The sequence below is a fragment of the Mycolicibacterium vulneris genome (genome assembly GCF_002104765.1).
In the GTDB taxonomy this organism is placed as follows: Bacteria; Actinomycetota; Actinomycetes; order Mycobacteriales; family Mycobacteriaceae; genus Mycobacterium; species Mycobacterium vulneris.
Window position 1 is genome coordinate 220,406 of record NZ_NCXM01000004.1, and the last position, 17,322, is coordinate 237,727.

General features: G+C 65.9%; 19 protein-coding genes. 9 read left to right on the forward strand and 10 right to left on the reverse strand.

The genetic code is table 11. From position 1 onward, the window contains the following. Positions 1-34 precede the first annotated feature (34 nt). Positions 35-802 (reverse strand): fructosamine kinase family protein, encoded by a 768-nt coding sequence (locus B8W69_RS05970; protein ID WP_085288991.1) that lies wholly within the window; start codon positions 800-802, stop codon positions 35-37. Beyond that, positions 799-2,457: a medium/long-chain-fatty-acid--CoA/3-oxocholest-4-en-26-oate--CoA ligase gene (locus tag B8W69_RS05975; RefSeq protein WP_085288992.1), complete on the reverse strand. Its 1,659-nt coding sequence runs from the start codon at positions 2,455-2,457 to the stop codon at positions 799-801. The genes B8W69_RS05970 and B8W69_RS05975 overlap by 4 nt, the downstream gene beginning before the upstream one ends. Before the next feature lie 34 nt (positions 2,458-2,491). On the opposite strand from B8W69_RS05975, the gene B8W69_RS05980 reads away from it, so the two are divergent. Next, a complete protein-coding gene (locus tag B8W69_RS05980; protein WP_439330590.1) occupies positions 2,492-3,355 on the forward strand; it encodes a crotonase/enoyl-CoA hydratase family protein in 864 nt (287 codons plus the stop codon). Between the two features lie 103 nt (positions 3,356-3,458). Next, positions 3,459-4,298, forward strand: coding sequence for a DUF559 domain-containing protein (locus tag B8W69_RS05985; protein WP_085288993.1), 840 nt, complete (start codon positions 3,459-3,461; stop codon positions 4,296-4,298). Positions 4,299-4,364: 66 nt separating this feature from the next. Here B8W69_RS05985 and B8W69_RS05990 read toward each other — a convergent pair whose 3' ends face one another. Then, the gene (locus B8W69_RS05990; RefSeq protein ID WP_085288994.1) at positions 4,365-5,588 is read right to left on the reverse strand and encodes a cytochrome P450; all 1,224 of its coding nucleotides are present in this window, start codon (positions 5,586-5,588) and stop codon (positions 4,365-4,367) included. 42 nt (positions 5,589-5,630) lie between these two features. On the opposite strand from B8W69_RS05990, the gene B8W69_RS05995 reads away from it, so the two are divergent. Then, positions 5,631-6,353 (forward strand): acetoacetate decarboxylase family protein, encoded by a 723-nt coding sequence (locus tag B8W69_RS05995; RefSeq protein ID WP_085288995.1) that lies wholly within the window; start codon positions 5,631-5,633, stop codon positions 6,351-6,353. A gap of 173 nt (positions 6,354-6,526) precedes the next feature. On the opposite strand, the gene B8W69_RS06000 is transcribed toward B8W69_RS05995, so the two are convergent. Further along, positions 6,527-7,558, reverse strand: a complete 1,032-nt coding sequence (locus tag B8W69_RS06000; RefSeq protein ID WP_085288996.1) for an LLM class F420-dependent oxidoreductase — start codon at positions 7,556-7,558, stop codon at positions 6,527-6,529. Positions 7,559-7,624: 66 nt separating this feature from the next. Here B8W69_RS06000 and B8W69_RS06005 point away from each other — a divergent pair, with 66 nt between their 5' ends. Genes B8W69_RS06005 through B8W69_RS06020 form a run of 4 tightly spaced genes read left to right on the forward strand, consistent with a single transcriptional unit; the run spans position 7,625 to position 11,303 of the window. Next, a complete protein-coding gene (locus B8W69_RS06005; protein ID WP_181447336.1) occupies positions 7,625-8,620 on the forward strand; it encodes a Zn-ribbon domain-containing OB-fold protein in 996 nt (331 codons plus the stop codon). A 15-nt stretch (positions 8,621-8,635) separates the two neighbouring features. Beyond that, entirely contained in the window at positions 8,636-9,700 is a 1,065-nt protein-coding gene (locus B8W69_RS06010; RefSeq protein ID WP_085288998.1) for a thiolase family protein, read from the forward strand. Continuing rightward, positions 9,700-10,899 carry a thiolase family protein gene (locus B8W69_RS06015; protein WP_085288999.1) on the forward strand — a complete coding sequence of 400 codons (1,200 nt, stop codon included), beginning with the start codon at positions 9,700-9,702 and terminating at the stop codon, positions 10,897-10,899. The genes B8W69_RS06010 and B8W69_RS06015 overlap by 1 nt, the downstream gene beginning before the upstream one ends. After that, the gene (locus B8W69_RS06020; RefSeq protein ID WP_085289000.1) at positions 10,896-11,303 is read left to right on the forward strand and encodes a nuclear transport factor 2 family protein; all 408 of its coding nucleotides are present in this window, start codon (positions 10,896-10,898) and stop codon (positions 11,301-11,303) included. The genes B8W69_RS06015 and B8W69_RS06020 overlap by 4 nt, the downstream gene beginning before the upstream one ends. On the opposite strand, the gene B8W69_RS06025 is transcribed toward B8W69_RS06020, so the two are convergent. Further along, a complete protein-coding gene (locus B8W69_RS06025; RefSeq protein ID WP_085289001.1) occupies positions 11,300-11,824 on the reverse strand; it encodes a gamma carbonic anhydrase family protein in 525 nt (174 codons plus the stop codon). The genes B8W69_RS06020 and B8W69_RS06025 overlap by 4 nt on opposite strands. Positions 11,825-11,939: 115 nt before the next feature. On the opposite strand from B8W69_RS06025, the gene B8W69_RS06030 reads away from it, so the two are divergent. Together B8W69_RS06030 and B8W69_RS06035 are read left to right on the forward strand one after the other, a co-directional pair. Beyond that, positions 11,940-13,118 carry a 3-ketosteroid-9-alpha-monooxygenase, oxygenase component gene (locus B8W69_RS06030; RefSeq protein WP_085289002.1) on the forward strand — a complete coding sequence of 393 codons (1,179 nt, stop codon included), beginning with the start codon at positions 11,940-11,942 and terminating at the stop codon, positions 13,116-13,118. A 5-nt stretch (positions 13,119-13,123) separates the two neighbouring features. Next, positions 13,124-13,576 (forward strand): hypothetical protein, encoded by a 453-nt coding sequence (locus tag B8W69_RS06035; RefSeq protein ID WP_085289003.1) that lies wholly within the window; start codon positions 13,124-13,126, stop codon positions 13,574-13,576. A gap of 75 nt (positions 13,577-13,651) precedes the next feature. On the opposite strand, the gene B8W69_RS06040 is transcribed toward B8W69_RS06035, so the two are convergent. The 5 genes from B8W69_RS06040 to B8W69_RS06060 form a co-directional block, all read right to left on the reverse strand. Continuing rightward, positions 13,652-14,740 (reverse strand): sulfotransferase family protein, encoded by a 1,089-nt coding sequence (locus B8W69_RS06040; protein ID WP_245843140.1) that lies wholly within the window; start codon positions 14,738-14,740, stop codon positions 13,652-13,654. Between the two features lie 105 nt (positions 14,741-14,845). Beyond that, a complete protein-coding gene (locus B8W69_RS06045; protein ID WP_064882164.1) occupies positions 14,846-15,628 on the reverse strand; it encodes an SDR family oxidoreductase in 783 nt (260 codons plus the stop codon). Next, the gene (locus tag B8W69_RS06050; RefSeq protein ID WP_085289005.1) at positions 15,625-16,752 is read right to left on the reverse strand and encodes a hypothetical protein; all 1,128 of its coding nucleotides are present in this window, start codon (positions 16,750-16,752) and stop codon (positions 15,625-15,627) included. The genes B8W69_RS06045 and B8W69_RS06050 overlap by 4 nt, the downstream gene beginning before the upstream one ends. 88 nt (positions 16,753-16,840) lie before the next feature. After that, on the reverse strand, positions 16,841-17,152 hold the full coding sequence (locus B8W69_RS06055; RefSeq protein ID WP_085289006.1) for a hypothetical protein: 312 nt from the start codon (positions 17,150-17,152) through the stop codon (positions 16,841-16,843). A 63-nt stretch (positions 17,153-17,215) separates the two neighbouring features. Beyond that, positions 17,216-17,322: 4-hydroxy-2-oxovalerate aldolase family protein (locus tag B8W69_RS06060; RefSeq protein ID WP_500684394.1), on the reverse strand; the 107-nt coding region annotated here is incomplete at its 5' end.

Here is a 17,322-nt window from a genome sequence, read left to right on the forward strand (position 1 = left end):
TCGACTTTAGACCGGGGCCCGTCGCGGACCGAGGTCAGATGGTCAGCGCCGCGCGGGCGCAGGCGTGCGCCTGCTGCGCGTACCCGCCGCCGAACAGCACGACGTGCGCCAGCAGCGGGAAGAGCTGGTGCAGCCCGATGCGGTCGCGCCAGCCGGGCCGTAGCGGTCGCACCTCGTGGTAGCCGGCGATCACCGCGTCGTAGTGCGGACAGCCGAACAGCGCTAGCATCGCCAGGTCGGTCTCGCGGTGACCGGCGTGCGCGGCGGGGTCGATGAGCACCACACCGTCGGGCGTCCACATCACGTTCCCGCTCCACAGATCGCCGTGCAGCCGGGCCGGCCGGTCGTCGTCGTCGAAATCGCCCGCACGGCAACGCGCCGCGACGGAGTCGACGGCGTCGCGGGTGCCGGCATCGAGCCGCGGGCCGGCGAGTTCGGCCATCGGGGCCAGCCGTTCCTCGGCGTAGAACTCGCCCCAGTCGCGGTGCGGGCGCAACGACATCGGCAGAGGCTGTGACAGCGGGCCGAAAAAGCCCGGCCCGTCCCAGCCGTCCGGACCGGCCCCGAACGCCGGGGCACCGGCGTCATGCGTGACGGCCAGCCGGCCGCCGAACGTGCGCGCGGCCTCGGGGGTCGGGCCCACCGATTCCAGCCGCCGCAGGGTCAGGCTCGTGTCGTCCGCGGCGACGACCTGCGCGCACGGCACACCACCCTCGACGGCCGAAAGCCATTGCAGCCCTGCGGCTTCGGCCGCGAAGAAACCGGTCGGTGCGGCCGGATTACGTTTGACGAAGTCGGTCACGCAGTGGCGTGAGCGGCGTGCACGTCGTCGGCCGGACGGGCCTCGGTCTGCTCCTTGGCCCAGCGGTAGTCGGGTTTACCCGCGGGCGAGCGCTTGACCTCGTCGACCAGCCACAGGCTGCGCGGCACCTTGTAGCCCGCGATCTCGGAGCGCACGAAGCTGTCCAGCTCCGACAGCGCGGGCCGGGTGCCCGGCCGGGGCTGTACGACGGCGGCGACGTGCTGGCCGTACCGGGGGTCGGGCACTCCGACCACCAGGGCGTCGAAGACGTCGGGGTGGCCCTTGAGCGCGGCCTCGACCTCCTCGGGGTAGATCTTCTCACCGCCGCTGTTGATCGACACCGAGCCGCGGCCGAGCATCGTGACGGTGCCGTCGGCCTCGACCTCGGCGAAGTCGCCGGGGATGGCGTAGCGCACGCCGTTGAAGGTCTTGAACGTCTCGGCGGTCTTCTTCTCGTCCTTGTAGTAACCGATGGGAATGTTTCCCTTCTTCGCGATGAAGCCGCGCACACCGGAGCCGGGCTTGACCTCGTTGCCCTCCTCGTCGAGCACGACGGTGCGGTGGTCGATCGTCACGCGCGGGCCACCGGCGTGCGGCGCATCCTTGGCGACGATGCTGGTGCCGCCGAATCCGGTCTCCGACGATCCGATGGAGTCGGTGATGACCCGGTTGGGCAGCAGTTCGAGGAACTTCTCCTTGATGCTCGGCGAGAACAGCGCCGCGGTGGAGGCGAGCAGGAACAGCGACGACAGGTCGTACGCCTCGCTCTCTGCGCCTTCCTGTGCTGCCAGCAGCGCGTCCAGCAGCGGCCGGGCCATCGCGTCGCCGGTGAAGAACAGCAGGTTCACCTTGTGGTCGTGGATCGTGCGCCAGACCTCGTCGGCGTTGAATTCCGGTGCCAGCACGGTGGTTTGGCCCGAGAAGATCGACATCCAGGTGGCCGACTGGGTGGCGCCGTGGATCATCGGCGGAATGGGGTGGCGGACCATCGGCGGGTTGGCCGCGGCGGCTTTGGCCAGGTCGTACTCGTCCTTGACGAATTCGCCTGTGGCGAAGTCGGTTCCACCGAACAGCACCCGATAGATGTCCTCGTGGCGCCACATCACGCCCTTCGGGAAGCCGGTGGTGCCGCCGGTGTAGAGCAGGTAGATGTCGTCGGCGCTGCGCTCACCGAAGTCGCGCTCGGGCGAGCTCCCCGCGATCGCGGAGTAGAACTCCACACCGCCGTAGCGGCTGAAGTCGTTGTCGCTGCCGTCCTCGACGACCAGGATCGTCTTGACCTCGGGTGTCTCGGGCAGCACGTTGGCCACCCGGTCGGAGTACTGGCGCTCGTGGACCAACGCGACCATGTCGGAGTTCTCGAACAGGTAGCGAAGCTCGCCCTCGACATAGCGGTAGTTGATGTTCACCAGGATGGCGCCGGCCTTCACGATGCCGAGCATCGCGATGACGATCTCGATGCGGTTGCGGCAGTACAGTCCGACCTTGTCGTCCTTTTTCACCCCCTGCTCCAACAGGTAGTGAGCCAGGCGGTTGGCCTTCTCCTCTAGCTGGGCATAGGTCAACTTCTCGTCGCCGCAGATCAGGGCGACACGGTCGGGCACAGCGTCAATGGCGTGCTCTGCAAGGTCGGCAATATTCAAGGCCACGGCCACCAAATTAGAACGTGTTACATTTCGAGGCAAGCTCGTGCCCATTGTCGAGGGAAAGGCGGTAGCCGTGTCCGTGGAGAATGCCGGAACCCCAGCAAACACAGAAAACGGGGAGACCGGACCTGACGCGCTGGTGGAACAGCGTGGTCACACCCTCATCGTGACCATGAATCGGCCACACCGCCGCAACGCCTTGAGCACGGAAATGATGGAAATCATGGTCCAGGCCTGGGACCGCGTCGACAACGATGACGACATCCGCTGCTGCATCCTGACCGGCGCCGGTGGCTACTTCTGCGCGGGCATGGACCTCAAGACTGCAACCCAGAAGCCGCCGGGTGAGTCGTTCAAGGACGGCAGCTACGACCCGTCGCGAATCGACGCGTTGCTCAAAGGCCGTCGGCTGAAAAAGCCACTGATCGCCGCCGTCGAGGGCCCGGCCATCGCCGGGGGCACCGAGATCCTGCAGGGCACCGACATCCGGGTCGCCGGCGAGAGCGCCAAATTCGGCATCTCCGAAGCCAAGTGGAGCCTGTACCCGATGGGCGGCTCGGCGGTCCGCCTGGTGCGCCAGATCCCTTACACCGTGGCCTGCGACCTGCTGCTGACCGGACGGCACATCACCGCCACCGAAGCCAAGGAGATGGGCCTGATCGGGCACGTCGTTCCCGACGGGCAGGCGCTGACCAAGGCGCTCGAGATCGCCGAGGTCATTGAGAACAACGGGCCCCTGGCCGTCCAGGCGATCCTGAAGACGATCCGCGAGACCGAGGGCATGCACGAGGAAGAGGCCTTCAAGCCCGACACCGCCAACGGCATCCCGGTGTTCCTCTCCGAGGACTCCAAGGAAGGCCCACGGGCGTTCGCCGAGAAGCGCAAGCCCAACTTCAAAAACCGCTAGGCAGCTGATCGCCGAGTGTGAACTCAGGGTGGCTTTTTGGCCGATTCATCGCCCTGAGTGCACGCTCGGCGTCACTGTCAGCCCTTCGCGCCACACTGCTCGCGTGCACGAACCCTTCATCGGCAGCGAGGCGCTCGCGACCGGCGCCCTTACCCGGCATCAGCTGCGGAGTCGATTCGTCGCTCTGCACCCCGACGTCTACGTCGCCCCTGGTACGGAACTGACTGCCACATCACGTGCGTGCGCGGCGTGGCTGTGGTCGCGGCGCCGTGGCATCGTCGCCGGCCGTTCCGCCTCGGCGCTGCATGGGGCCAAATGGATCGACCACCGGGCACCAGCGCAATTGTTCTACCAACACCGTCGTCCGCCGGCCGGGATCAACACATGGTCGGACTCACTGGCACGCAATGAAGTCCGAGTGATCGGTGGCGTACCCACGACATCCGCGGCGCGGACAGCTTTTGACATTGCTTGCCGCAACCCCATTGACAGAGCGGTCGCCGCCCTCGATGCGCTCGCGCGGGCAACGAAACTCGAAATCGCCGAAGTCGAGTCACTCGCTGAGCGCTACAAGGGCCATCGCAATGTTCGCCGCGCACGACGCGCGCTGGCACCGGTTGACGCGGGGGCGGAATCTCCGCGAGAGAGCTGGTTGCGACTGCTGCTCATCGATGCCGGCTACCCGCGCCCGAGCACCCAGATTCCTGTCTATGGCGATTACGGCGAGCTTGTCGCCGTGCTCGATATGGGCTGGGAAGACGTCAAATTGGCCGTCGAGTCCGACGGTGATCACCACCGGTCTGACCGGCGGCAATTCAACAAAGACATCCGACGTGCGGAGTCACTCGCAGAGATGGGTTGGACCAACATACGAATCACCGGGGAGGACACGGCAGGTGGCGTCATCGCTCGGGTAGCAGCGGCCTGGGCGCGCCGAACGTGAACTCAAGGCGAGAAATCAGCCAAAATCTCGCCCTGAGTGCACGCTCGGCGCAAGAGCGCAAAGCGATCAGCTCAGCAGCGGCGCGCTCGGGGTGAACACCACCGGCATCGCTTCCAGGCCGCTGACGAAGTTCGCCGGCCGCAGCGGCAGGCTCGAGTCGTCGTCGGCCAGCCGGAGATCGGGCAGCCGCTTGAGCACCCGCTCGGTCATCATCGAAAGTTCCAGGCGGGCCAGCTGGTTCCCCAGGCAGAAGTGTGTGCCGAAACCGAAAGCCATGTGGCTGTTGGGGTTACGCCGGATGTCGAAGTTGTCCGGATCCTCGAACGTCGACTCGTCGAAGTTGCCCGATTCGAACAGCAGCATGATCTTCTCGCCCTCACGCAGTGAGGTGCCGTGGAATTCGGTGTCGGCGGTCAGGATCCGGCACATGTTCTTCACCGGCGACGTCCAGCGCAGCATCTCCTCGATGGCGCCGGGCAGCAGCGAGGGATCGCGCACCAATGCATCCCATTGGTCACGGTGGCGCACCAGCTGCTCGGTGCCCCCGCTCAGCGTGTGGCGGGTGGTCTCGTCGCCGCCGATGAGGATGAGCAGCGTCTCCATGACGATCTCGTCGTCGGACATCCGCTGACCCTCCACCTCGGCGTTCACCAAAATGGAGAACAGGTCATCGGTGGGCTCGGAGCGCCGCTTGGTGATGATGTCCATGGTGAACGCGGTGTAGGCGGCGAAAGCGTTCATCACGCTCTGGGCGACCTCCGATTCCGGGTCGATGTGCGAGCTCAGCCCGCACACCAGGTCGTCGGACCACTTCAGCAGCATGCTGCGTTCCTGGGGCAGCACGCCCAGCATGTCGCCGATCACCGCCATCGGCAGCGGGGCGGCGATGTCGCGGACGAAATCACACTCGCCGCGCTCACACACCGCGTCGATCAGGGTGTCGCACAACTTGGCGATGGACGGCTCCTTCTCCTTCACCCGCTTACGGGTGAAGCCGGCGTTGACCAGCTTGCGCCGCACCAGGTGTGCCGGATCGTCCATGTCGATCATGTAGGGCATGCCGGGCTGATCGGGACGGATGCCGCCCGTGCTGGAGAACAGTTCAGGATTGCGCTCGGCGTCGAGGATGGCTTGATACGTGGTAGCACCGGCCAGTCCGTTGCGATCACGAAACACCGGCTGGTTGGCCCGCATCCAGCGATAGGCCTCGCGCGACGTGTGACGGTCGGCGTAGAAGTTGCCGTCGGTCAGGTCGATGTTCGAGATTGCTTCGGGGAAGGTCGAAGTCATTCACAGCCTCCAAATATTGACGAGCGGATTACAGTAACCGGCATGCCTGAGTCACAACACGTAGTTGCGGGGACAGTCCTCACCATGCCGGTGCGGATACGAAAAGCGGACGTACACACCGCGATGTTTTCGGTGGATGCGCAAGCGGCACAACGCCTTATCGACTACAGCGGTCTGCAGGTCTGCCAGCCCCGCCCTGGCCGGGCGGTGGTGAACCTGATGCTGGCGCGCTATATCGACGGCGATTTGGGGCAGTACCACGAATTCGGTACCTGCGTCATGGTCAACCCGCCGGGCTCGACGGCGCGCGGCTGGCGGGCACTGGGCGATGCGGCCGCGTTCATCCACCATCTGCCCGTCGACCAGAGCTTCACCCTGGAAGCCGGGCGCTCGATCTGGGGATTCCCGAAGATTATGGCGGACTTCACCGTTCGCGAGCACGGCCCGTTCGGATTCGACGTCAGCGCCGACGGCGCGCACATCGCCGGCATCGACTTCGCCCGCGGAGTGCCGGTGCCCTCGATGTTGACGTCGCGCCCGCAGGTGCTCAAGACCTACACCTTCGCCGACGGCACCACCCGGGAAGTGCCCTGGGAGATGCGGGTGCGCGGGCTGCGCGGCCGGCTGGGCGGGGCGAAGTTGCGACTGGGCGATCACGCCTACGCCGAGGAACTGGCGTCGCTGGGCCTGCCAAAGCGGGCGATGGTTTCTGGATCTGTCGGCCACGTCGAGATGACATTCGGCGACGCCCACCCGCTCGGCTGACCGGCTGGGCCGGGGTCGACTGCCCGGCTCGCCCCCGCAAGGGGGAGGTGCCCCCACCGCATCGCGCTGCGCGCTCTGCATCGTCGTCGGGCGTGCCATCCGGACAATCTAGAACGCGTTCTAAGTCCCTGGCAAGAAAAATAGAACGTGTTCTAGTTTGTCGTGGGCGGGTGTCAGATCAGGGTCGCCAGCTCGCGGACCTGCTCTGTACTGCGGCCGGACACCACCATCATGGTGACGCCGGCGGCCTCCCAGGCCTTGATCTGCTTACGCACGTAGTCGAGGTCGCCGACGATTGCGGCGTCATCGATCACCTCGTCGGGGATGATTTCCGCGGCCTTGTCCTTCTGGTTGCTGCGGAACAGTTTCGTCACGTCGTCGACCACTTCGGAGTAGCCCATCCGGCGGTAGACGTCGGCGTGGAAATTGGTGTCCTCCGCACCCATCCCACCCATGTAGAGCGCGATGTAGGGCTTCATGGCCGCGAAGGCCGCGCTGCGGTCCTCGGTGATGACGATGTTGGCCGTCGCGCAGATCTCGAAGTTCTCGCGGCTGCGGCGCGCGCCCGGCCGGGCGAATCCCTCGTCCAGCCATTCGTTGTAGGTATCGGCCATGCGTGGCGTGTAGAAGATCGGCAGCCAGCCGTCGCAGATCTCGGCGGCCAGCGCGACGTTCTTCGGTCCCTCCGCACCCAGCATGATCGGGATGTCGGCCCGCAGCGGATGGGTGATGGGCTTGAGCGGCTTGCCCAGACCCGTTGCGCGCCCGCCGGTCAGGGGCAGCGGGTAGTGCGGCCCGGCGCTGGTCACCGGGGCCTCGCGCGCCCACACCTGCCGGATGATGTCGATGTATTCACGGGTCCGGGCCAGCGGCTTGGGGAACGATTGGCCGTACCAGCCCTCGACCACCTGCGGGCCGGAGACGCCGAGGCCGAGGACGTGCCGGCCGCCGGACAGGTGGTCGAGCGTCAGGGCCGCCATGGCGCAGGCCGTGGGGGTGCGGGCGGACAGCTGGACCACCGAGGTGCCCAGCCGCACTCGCGACGTCGACGAACCCAGCCACGCCAGCGGTGTGTAGGCGTCCGAACCCCAGGCCTCGGCGGTGAAGACGGCGTCGTATCCGGCCTCCTCGGCCGCGGCGACGAGCTCGCCATGGTTCTGCGGCGGCTGAGCGCCCCAATATCCCAGCTGCAATCCCAGCTTCATCGTCTTTGCCTTCCGGTGGTGGACCCGATGTTGAATCCGTTCTTAGAACCTGTTCTACTCGATGGCGTGACAGCCAGCTCGAGTAGCCCGCCCCTGATGGATCACCCTGAGCCACCACTCGCCGCACCACTGACGTTGGCCTTCGACTACACCCGTTCGGTCGGCCCCACGCTGAGCAAGTTCTTCACCGCGCTGCGTGACCGCCACGTCCTGGGTGTGCGCGGATCGGATGGCCGGGTGCACGTGCCGCCGGCGGAATATGACCCGGTCACCTATGAGCCGCTGGGCGAGATGGTACCGGTGTCCAGCGTCGGCACCGTGGTCTCGTGGACCTGGCAGCCCGAGCCGATCGAGGGCCAGCCGCTGGACCGGCCGTTTGCCTGGGCGCTGATCAAATTGGACGGCGCCGACACCCCGCTGATCCACGCGGTGGACGCGGGCGAGCCGAAGGACATCAAGACCGGCACCCGGGTGCATGTGCACTGGGTCGACGAACCGGTGGGCGCCATCACCGACATCGCGTATTTCGCGATCGGCGAGGAAGCCGAGACGGTGGCCGAGCGGTCCGACGGTGACAAAGACCCGGTGACCATGATCGTCACGCCGGTCTCACTGACCATCCAGCACAGCGCCTCGCACGAGGAGAGCGCCTACCTGCGCGCCATCGCACAGGGCAAGCTGCTGGGTGCGAAGACGGGAGAGAACGGCAAGGTCTATTTCCCGCCGCATGGCGCCGACCCGGCCACCGGCCAGCCGACGACCGAGTTCGTCGAGTTGCCGGACAAGGGCACCGTCACGACGTTCGCGATCATCAACATCCCGTTCCAGGGCCAGCGCATCAAGCCGCCCTACGTGGCGGCCTACGTGCTGCTCGACGGGTCTGACATCCCGTTCCTGCATCTGGTCGCCGACATCGACGCCCACGAGGTTCGGATGGGCATGCGCGTCGAGGCGGTGTGGAAACCCCGCGAGGAGTGGGGATTCGGCATCGACAACATCGAGTACTTCCGGCCGACCGGGGAACCCGACGCCGACTACGACACCTACAAGCACCACCTGTAAAGGGCTTACCTACACATGAGCGCTCGCAACGTTGCGGTCGTCGGCTTTGCCCACGCCCCACACGTCCGCCGCACCGACGGCACCACCAACGGTGTCGAGATGTTGATCCCGTGCTTCGCCCAGCTGTACGAGGAGTTGGGCATCAGCAGGACCGACATCGGCTTCTGGTGTTCCGGATCATCCGATTACCTTGCCGGACGGGCATTTTCGTTCATCTCGGCGATCGACTCGATCGGCGCCGTCCCGCCGATCAACGAGTCACACGTCGAAATGGACGCGGCCTGGGCACTTTACGAGGCCTACATCAAGATCCTGACCGGCGAGGTCGATACCGCGCTGGTGTACGGCTTCGGCAAGTCCTCGGCTGGCATCCTGCGTCAGATCCTGTCGCGGCAGACCGACCCCTACACCGTCGCGCCGTTGTGGCCCGATTCGGTCTCGATGGCCGGGCTGCAGGCGCGCATCGGGCTCGACACCGGGAAGTGGACCCAGGAGCAGATGGCGCGCGTGGCCTTCGACTCCTTCGCCAACGCGCGCCGGGTCGACAACGTGGACGGGTCCATCAGCGTCGCCGAACTGCTCGAGCGGCCGTTCTTCGCCGACCCGCTGCGGCGTCACGACATCGCGCCGATCACCGACGGCGCCGCGGCCATTGTGCTGGCGGCCGGCGACCGGGCGCGCGAACTGCGCGAAAACCCGGCGTGGATCACCGGAATCGAGCACCGCATCGAAACCCCGTCGCTGGGCGCACGGGACCTCACCGAGTCCCCGTCGACCAAGGCCGCGGCCCACGTGGCCACCGGCGGGCGGACGGACAACCTCGACGTGGCCGAGATCTGCGCGCCCTTCACCCACCAGCACCTGATCATCGCGGAAGCCATCCGGATACCGGGACCGACCAAGGTCAACCCGTCCGGCGGCGCGCTGGCGGCCAATCCCATGTTCGTCGCCGGTCTCGAACGTATCGGCTTTGCGGCACAACACATCTGGAACGGTTCGGCTGAACGGGTGCTGGCGCACGCCACCAGCGGGCCCGCGCTACAACAGAACCTGGTCGCGGTGATGGAAGGAAAGAACTGATGGCCGGTGCAGGGCCAAACGTTGCTGCGGTACTAGGTACCGGACAGACGAAGTACGTCGCCAAACGCCAAGACGTTTCGATGAACGGCCTGGTGCGCGAGGCGATCGACCGGGCGCTGGCCGACTCCGGCAGCACCTTCGACGACATCGACGCCGTCGTGGTCGGCAAGGCGCCGGACTTCTTCGAGGGCGTCATGATGCCCGAGCTGTTCATGGCCGACGCCATGGGCGCCACCGGCAAGCCGCTGATCCGCGTGCACACCGCGGGATCGGTCGGCGGGTCCACCGGGGTGGTGGCCGCCAGTCTGGTGCAGTCCGGCAAGTACCGGCGCGTGCTCGCGATGGCGTGGGAGAAACAGTCGGAATCAAACGCCATGTGGGCGTTGTCGATTCCGATCCCGTTCATCAAGCCGGTGGGTGCCGGCGCGGGCGGATACTTCGCGCCGCACGTGCGCTCGTACATCCGCCGGTCCGGCGCGCCGACGAACATAGGTGCCATCGTCGCGGTCAAGGACCGGCTCAACGGCAGCAAGAACCCACTGGCGCACCTGCACCAGCCCGACATCACGGTCGAGAAGGTGATGTCGTCGCCGATGCTGTGGGACCCGATCCGCTACGACGAGACCTGCCCGTCGTCCGACGGTGCCGCCGCCGTCGTGATCGGCAACGAGGAGGCCGCCGAAGCCCGTCTGGCGCAAGGACATCCGGTGGCCTGGATCCACGCCACCGCGCTGCGCACCGAGCCGCTGCAGTTCTCCGGACGCGACCAGGTCAGCCCGCAGGCCGGCCGTGACGCGGCCGCGGCGCTGTGGAAGGCCGCCGGCATCGAGAGCCCGATCGACGAGATCGACGCCGCGGAGATCTACGTTCCGTTCTCCTGGTTCGAGCCGATGTGGTTGGAAAACCTCGGCTTTGCCGCCGAGGGCGAAGGCTGGAAACTCACCGAAGCCGGCGAAACCAAGATCGGCGGCCGGTTGCCGGTGAACCCGTCGGGCGGCGTGCTGTCGTCGAACCCGATCGGTGCCTCGGGCCTGATTCGCTTCGCCGAAGCGGCCATTCAGGTGATGGGCAAGGGTGGCGACCACCAGGTACCCAACGCGCGAAAGGCTTTGGGACACGCCTACGGCGGTGGCTCGCAGTACTACTCGATGTGGGTGGTGGGCGCCGACAAGCCCGCGGCCCAGAAGGTCGATGCGTGAGCGGGCATCCCGCGCACGAGGCCGGCCGCCGCTCCCGCGAGGCGGTGGCGGCCCGGGACAAGGACGCCTGGCTGGCGGTGTTCGCCGACGATGCCATCGTCGAGGACCCGATCGGGCCTTCGGTATTCGACCCCGAAGGCCTAGGGCACCGCGGCCGCGACGCGATCTCGGCCTTCTGGGATAAGGCCATCGCCCCCACCACGAAGATCGAGTTCTTCTTCCGCGACACGTATCAGTGCGGCAACGAGGAAGCCAACGTGGGGCACATCCTCATCACGACGGGTGAGTACCAGACGATCACCGAGGGCGTCTTCACCTATCGAGTCAACGCCGAGGGCAAGATGGTGGCCCTGCGCGCCTACTGGGAGATGGAGCGCGCGGCGGCCAACACGCGCAAGGTCTAGAGCGGTTCCAGCCCGGCCAGATGCCGCTGGGCGAGGTCGCGATAGGCCTGCGGGTTCACCTTCACCCACATCTCGGCGCCCGTCCCGGCGACCGGTCCCCTGATCTGAGCCGGCGCGCCGACAGCCAGCATCCCGGGCGGTATCTGGGTGCCTGCCGTCACCAGTGAGTGCGCGGCGACCAGGCTGCGCGCGCCGATCACCGCACCGTCCAGAACGGTGGCGTGGTTGGCGATCAGTGCCTCCTGCCCCACGTGAACCCCGTGAATGACGCACAGGTGCGCGACCGTCGCGCCGGGACCGATGTCGACCGGGATACCGGGAGGGGCGTGCAAAACCGACCCGTCTTGGACGTTGGCGCCCTCGCGCACCACAATGGGCCCGTAGTCGCCGCGCAATACGGCGTTGAACCAGACCGAGGCCCCCGCCTCCACCACGACGTCGCCGATCAGCGTGGCCGTCGGGGCCACGAAAGCGGTGGGATCGACCCGTGGCGCGCGGCCCTCGAATGCAAACAGCGGCATCGTTTAGATATACCCCAGTGCGCATATGTGGTGGCCAGGCTCGCCGTCGTTGCGCCCCCCGGCCGCAAAACTGTAACGTGTTCTAGTTAGAGGCCCAGTGAGTTGGAGGTGACAGGTGAGTACCGACACCAAGGCGGTCGGCATCCGGGAAATCGATCCCGGCGACTTGCCGACCAGATACGCCCGCGGCTGGCACTGCCTGGGCGTTGCAAAGGACTTCCAGGACGGTAAACCGCATCCGATTGAGGCGTTCGGCACCAAACTGGTGGTGTTCGCCGACTCGCACGGGGACATCAAGGTGCTCGACGGGTACTGCCGCCACATGGGCGGGGACCTGTCGGAGGGCACCATCAAGGGCGACGAGGTCGCCTGCCCGTTCCATGACTGGCGCTGGGGCGGCGACGGCCGCTGCAAGCTGGTCCCCTACGCCAAGCGCACACCCAAGACCGCACGGACCCGGTCGTGGACGACCGACGTGCGCGGCGGCCTGCTGTTCGTGTGGCACGACCACGAGAACAACCCGCCGGACCCCGCCGTCCGCATTCCGGATATCCCGGAATCCCACAGCGACGAGTGGACCGAGTGGCGTTGGAACAGCATCCTCATCGAGGGATCCAACTGCCGCGACATCATCGACAACGTCACCGACATGGCGCACTTCTTCTACATCCATTTCGGGTTGCCGACGTACTTCAAGAACGTCTTCGAGGGCCACATCGCGTCGCAGTACCTGCACAACGTGGGCCGGCCCGACGTCAACGACCTCGGCACGTCGTACGGTGAGGCGCACCTGGATTCGGAGGCGTCCTACTTCGGGCCGTCGTTCATGATCAACTGGCTGCACAACAGCTACGGCGGCTACAAGGCCGAGTCGATCCTGATCAACTGCCACTACCCGGTGACCCAGAACTCGTTCGTGCTGCAGTGGGGCGTCATCGTCGAAAAGCCCAAGGGCATGGACGAAAAGATGACCGACAAGCTGTCGAAGGTGTTCACCGAGGGCGTCAGCAAGGGCTTCCTGCAAGACGTCGAGATCTGGAAGCACAAGACCCGCATCGACAATCCACTGCTGGTCGAGGAGGACGGTGCGGTTTACCAGCTGCGCCGGTGGTACCAGCAGTTCTACGTCGACGTCGCCGACATCGAGCCGGAAATGGTGGAGCGCTTCGAGATCGAGGTAGACACCACCCGCGCCAACGAGTACTGGAATGCCGAGGTCGAGGAGAACCTCAAGGCCAAGACCTCGGAAACCGGCGAGACGGTCACCGACGACGTGCCGGCCAAGCAACACTAGGAATCATGGGCGACGATCAGCCGGCGGTACCTGACGTCGATCAGCTTGCGCGGTCGATGTTGTTGCTGCATGGCGATCATCACGACCACGACGAGCATCCGGCCGGGCCCGAGCGCAAGGGCGGAACCTGGTCGAAATCAAGGGATTTCGGCAACGACCCACGACGCGCGGCGGCGGTTGCCGAGGCCAGTCGCGCCGACCGCGAGCGATACCTGAACTCGGGTCTGCTGCCGGTGGACTGCCGGTTCTGCCATGTGCGGGTCACCGTTCGCAGGCTCGGGCCGGGACACACCGCGGTGCAGTGGAACACCGAAGCGTCGAAACGCTGCGCGCACTTCACCGAGGTGCGCGAGTCCGGAGGCGACACCGCGCGCACGAGGTCGTGCCCGAAACTCGCTGACAGCATTGAACATGCAGTCGCCGAGGGTTATCTCGACGACGAGCCGGACGACGACTGAGCAAACGTCGCCCCCGGATCCCCCCGGGCCGTATCAGGTTCTCGCCCGCACCGGAACCCTGGTGGCGCGTGTGATTTACAAGTGCGCGAACCGCTCCTTGACCGTCTCGGTGCTGAGGCCGTAGTCGGCCAGCGAGTAGGTGTGCTTGGGCGCCCGCGCGCCGGACTGGCTGTCGGCGTGGGTCTTTTCCATGGCCGCCCTGGCCTCTTCGGTCAACGTCAAGCCGAAGTGCCGGTAGATGTCGGCCACCGCGCCCATCGGGTCGGCGATCAACTCCTTGTAGTCCACGTCGTAGAACTGCGACGGGCTGTATTTGGCCCGTGCGGTGTTGAACCGCTCCAGCCCCCGCGACCAGGTTTCCATTGCGTCAGCGCCGATTTGGGGGCCGGTGAACGACGTCGACCACCCCTCGGCGGTGTGCTGCGCCAGTGAGCACATCGAAGCCATGATGGTTTCGACAGGACGATGGGTCTGGATCACCAACGCGTCGGGATAGGTCGCCATCAACGCGTCCAGCGCGAACAGGTGGCTGGGATTCTTCAGCACCCACCGCTTGCCGGCGTCGTTGAGCCCGATCAGCTGAAGGTTGCGGCGGTGCCGCTGGTACGACGGCGTCCAGTCCTGCTGGGACAGCCACTGCGAGTAGGTGGGCAGGTGCGCCAGGGTCTCGTAGGACGCCGAATGCAGCGACTGCCGCAGCAGCTGCCAGCACTCCTCCAGCTCGTACGCCGCCATGAAATGCAGACCCGTATAGTCCGGGTTTTCGGCATGATGCTTCTCGAACTGCGCGTTCAGTTGGCTGTAAAACGGGTTGGATTCCCAGGTTTCACGAGGTGGGCGCGGCTGCGGAAATTCGGCCAACCACAGATGCAGGCCCTGGTGCGCGGGATCGGCGCCAAGCAGCCGATGCAAGGCGGTGGTGCCGGTGCGCACCAGTCCGGTGACGAAGATCGGCCGCTCGATGGCGACGTCCCCGTGCTGCGGGTATTGCTTCCAGGCAGATTCGGAAAGCAGCCTGGCCACCAGTGCACCACGCAAAAAGAACCGATTCATCTTGCTGCCCAACGGCGTCAAGTCGGCATCGCGCCGGTAGGAGTCCAGCAGCACTTCCAGCGCTTCGAGGTAGTTGTCGTCGTTGCTACCGAAATCGTCCAACCCGATCATCTTGCTGGCCGACGCCTTCAGGTCGTCAACGGTGCCGACATCGGTGCGCTCAGGCACTGTTACGCCACCTCCTCATCGCTTCGCTCTGCATCGTCGCTGCCGGCATTAGGTGTGATACTCCCCGCAATTGACGTCCAGGGTCTGCCCGGTGATGCCGCTCGACAGGTCGCTCGCCATGAATAGGATCGCCGAGGCCACTTCGTCCTCGGTCGGCAGCCGCTTCAGGTCGGAGTCGGCCGCGGTGGCCTGGTAGATCTGCTCGGCCGTGGTTCCGTACTTGCCGGCCTGGTGGTTGAAGTAGCCCTGCAGTGTCTCGCCCCAGATATAGCCGGGTGCAACGGAGTTGACCCGGATCCCCTGCTCGCCCAGTTCGGTGGCCAGCGAATGCGACATGGACAGCAGCGCGGACTTGGCCATCTTGTAGGCGCCGTACTTCGCCTGCGAGTGCCGCAGCACCATGGAGTTGACGTTGACGATCGAGCCCTTCGATTCGGCCAGCGCCGGCGTGAACCCCTGGATGAGCCGCAGTGCGCCCAGCGCGCTGAGTTCGATCGCGTCACGGATATGCTGAAAGCTGGTTCCCGAGAACGGTTTCAGCGACGGGACCCGGAACGCGTTGTTTATCAGCACGTCCACCTTGCCGTAGGCCTCCAAGGTGGCATCGACCAGGTTGCTCACCTGGTCGTCCTCGGTGATGTCGGTGCGCACCGTGGTCGCACGCCCTCCGAGGTCGGCGATCTGCTTGGCGACGTCGTCCAGGCGTTCTGGCGTGCGGGCGGCCAGCACCAGGTCGGCGCCTTCTCGCGTGCATCGGTGCGCCAGCGTCGTGCCCAGACCCGGGCCTACGCCGCTGATCACCACTACCTTGCCGTCCAGCAACTTCGTCATCCCAGCATCCTCGCCTGAATCTGTTGGTGGCGCAGCGCAATTCGGGCGCGCCAGTCGTCCTCTGAAATCTTGTTGTGGTCGAAGTACGGCAACGCGGCCGGAACCTTGTCGATGTCGACCACTTCGACGGTCGGACCGTCGGCGTCGGTGAGCTCACGCGATACCCGCTGCCAGCGGAACTGCAGGAAGCCACGCCGGTGGCCGACCGTCTCGGCCCAGTTCGTCACTCCCGGGTTCTGCTCGGCGACGACGATGCGGATCTTGCCGTCCGGATCCGCCTGCGCCTGAGTGTTGTTCAGCGAGGTCTGGTGGTTGATGTAGTCCAGCGAGATGTACCAGAGGCTGCCCAGCTGGAAGCCGAGGTAGGGCGCGTCGGAGACCGGGATGGTGATGACCATCGCCTGATCGGGTCGCAGGTCGAAGTGTCCGACCGACGAGTACTGCGTGGCCAGCCCGCCCGGAGTCAGCCGCGGCGGCACCATGGTGTTCACCGGCAGGTCGAGGTAAAACCATTGCGGGAATTGCAGCCAGGTCTTCACCCGCTGGACAAGCTGCTTTCCCGCTGTGGCGTAACGCTTTTCGATGAGCTCGCGGGTCAAAGGCGGCGGTGCGGTGCCCGCCGTGTCGAGCCGGGAGATGGCCAGCGTGCCGCGCTGAGCCGCCCAGTCGCCGTATACCTCGCGGATCACCAGTTGCCCGGGACTCGTCGGCCGCACCCGCCACTCGAAGCTGCCGTCGGGCGCGATCTCGAGCTCGCGGTCGTCGAACGCGGCCTGGCTGACGGGCACGAAGTCGTCCGTGTACTCACCGCCGAGTAGCTGGAAGCTCAGGTCGGTGGTGGTCCCGCGCCGGCCGGTGACCACGTAGTCGTGGTTGGCGTGCACCCGGGTACCGAAGTAAAGGGTGTCGGGGTTGTCCAAGCCCATCTTGGTGAACGGCCCGGTACCCGATTGCAGGAAGGGATGGTCGCGGTCGTAGTCCACGGCCAGATGGATGCAGCCGGAGATACAGCCGGCTAGATACTGCAACCCTTCGAGCAAGTCGGCTTCGGTCTCGATGAACGGTGCGTCGGCCACCAACTGCTCGGCCTCTGCAATCGCAGCGGTGAGGGAATCAGAGAACACGCCTAGACGCTAGAACGTGTTCTACTTTTTCGTCAATGGCGAACGTTCCCGCGCGTCGGCCGCAGCGTTCAAAGACGACGCCGACTCACTAGGGTGGGCACGCGTGGGAAAGGTCGATCAGGTGCTGGCGGACGTCGGGATGCCGATTGAGGTAGTCGATGACGTTGCCGTTGCCGCCCTCTGCCTGCGACTTGGTCTGCAGTTGCTGGTGAAGGTCGGGATGCCGCTGCAGGTACGAGTCGATGGATGAACCCACGTCCTGATTGCATTGCGGGTCCGCATTGGCTATGCCTGCCACGGGTAGCGCGATCACCGCTGCGGCGGTAGCGGTCATTAATCCCCCGGCGAGCAGGCCGTACAGCCCACGGCGACGAGCGCCGACTGTGTTGGATGTGCTCATACGCGCCAGGATACCCGCGGCACCTTTGCGTAGCCTGTGTACAACGTAGGCCAAACCGGCCGGTCAGCGCGCCGGGGCGGCGCCGCTCTCTTGCTCGCGCTTGATCTCCAGCGCGATGTCGATGAGCTGGTCTTCCTGGCCGCCGATGAGTTTGCGCTGGCCGGCCCGGT

Excerpts from the sequence above, each read along its gene's own strand:
- B8W69_RS05990 (WP_085288994.1), bottom strand. The coding sequence starts at position 5,588 with ATGACTTCGACCTTCCCCGAAGCAATCTCGAACATCGACCTGACCGAC.
- B8W69_RS05995 (WP_085288995.1), top strand. The coding sequence starts at position 5,631 with ATGCCTGAGTCACAACACGTAGTTGCGGGGACAGTCCTCACCATGCCG.
- B8W69_RS06000 (WP_085288996.1), bottom strand. The coding sequence starts at position 7,558 with ATGAAGCTGGGATTGCAGCTGGGATATTGGGGCGCTCAGCCGCCGCAG.
- B8W69_RS06010 (WP_085288998.1), top strand. The coding sequence starts at position 8,636 with ATGAGCGCTCGCAACGTTGCGGTCGTCGGCTTTGCCCACGCCCCACAC.
- B8W69_RS06015 (WP_085288999.1), top strand. The coding sequence starts at position 9,700 with ATGGCCGGTGCAGGGCCAAACGTTGCTGCGGTACTAGGTACCGGACAG.
- B8W69_RS06025 (WP_085289001.1), bottom strand. The coding sequence starts at position 11,824 with ATGCCGCTGTTTGCATTCGAGGGCCGCGCGCCACGGGTCGATCCCACC.
- B8W69_RS06035 (WP_085289003.1), top strand. The coding sequence starts at position 13,124 with ATGGGCGACGATCAGCCGGCGGTACCTGACGTCGATCAGCTTGCGCGG.
- B8W69_RS06040 (WP_245843140.1), bottom strand. The coding sequence starts at position 14,740 with ATGATCGGGTTGGACGATTTCGGTAGCAACGACGACAACTACCTCGAA.
- B8W69_RS06045 (WP_064882164.1), bottom strand. The coding sequence starts at position 15,628 with ATGACGAAGTTGCTGGACGGCAAGGTAGTGGTGATCAGCGGCGTAGGC.
- B8W69_RS06055 (WP_085289006.1), bottom strand. The coding sequence starts at position 17,152 with ATGAGCACATCCAACACAGTCGGCGCTCGTCGCCGTGGGCTGTACGGC.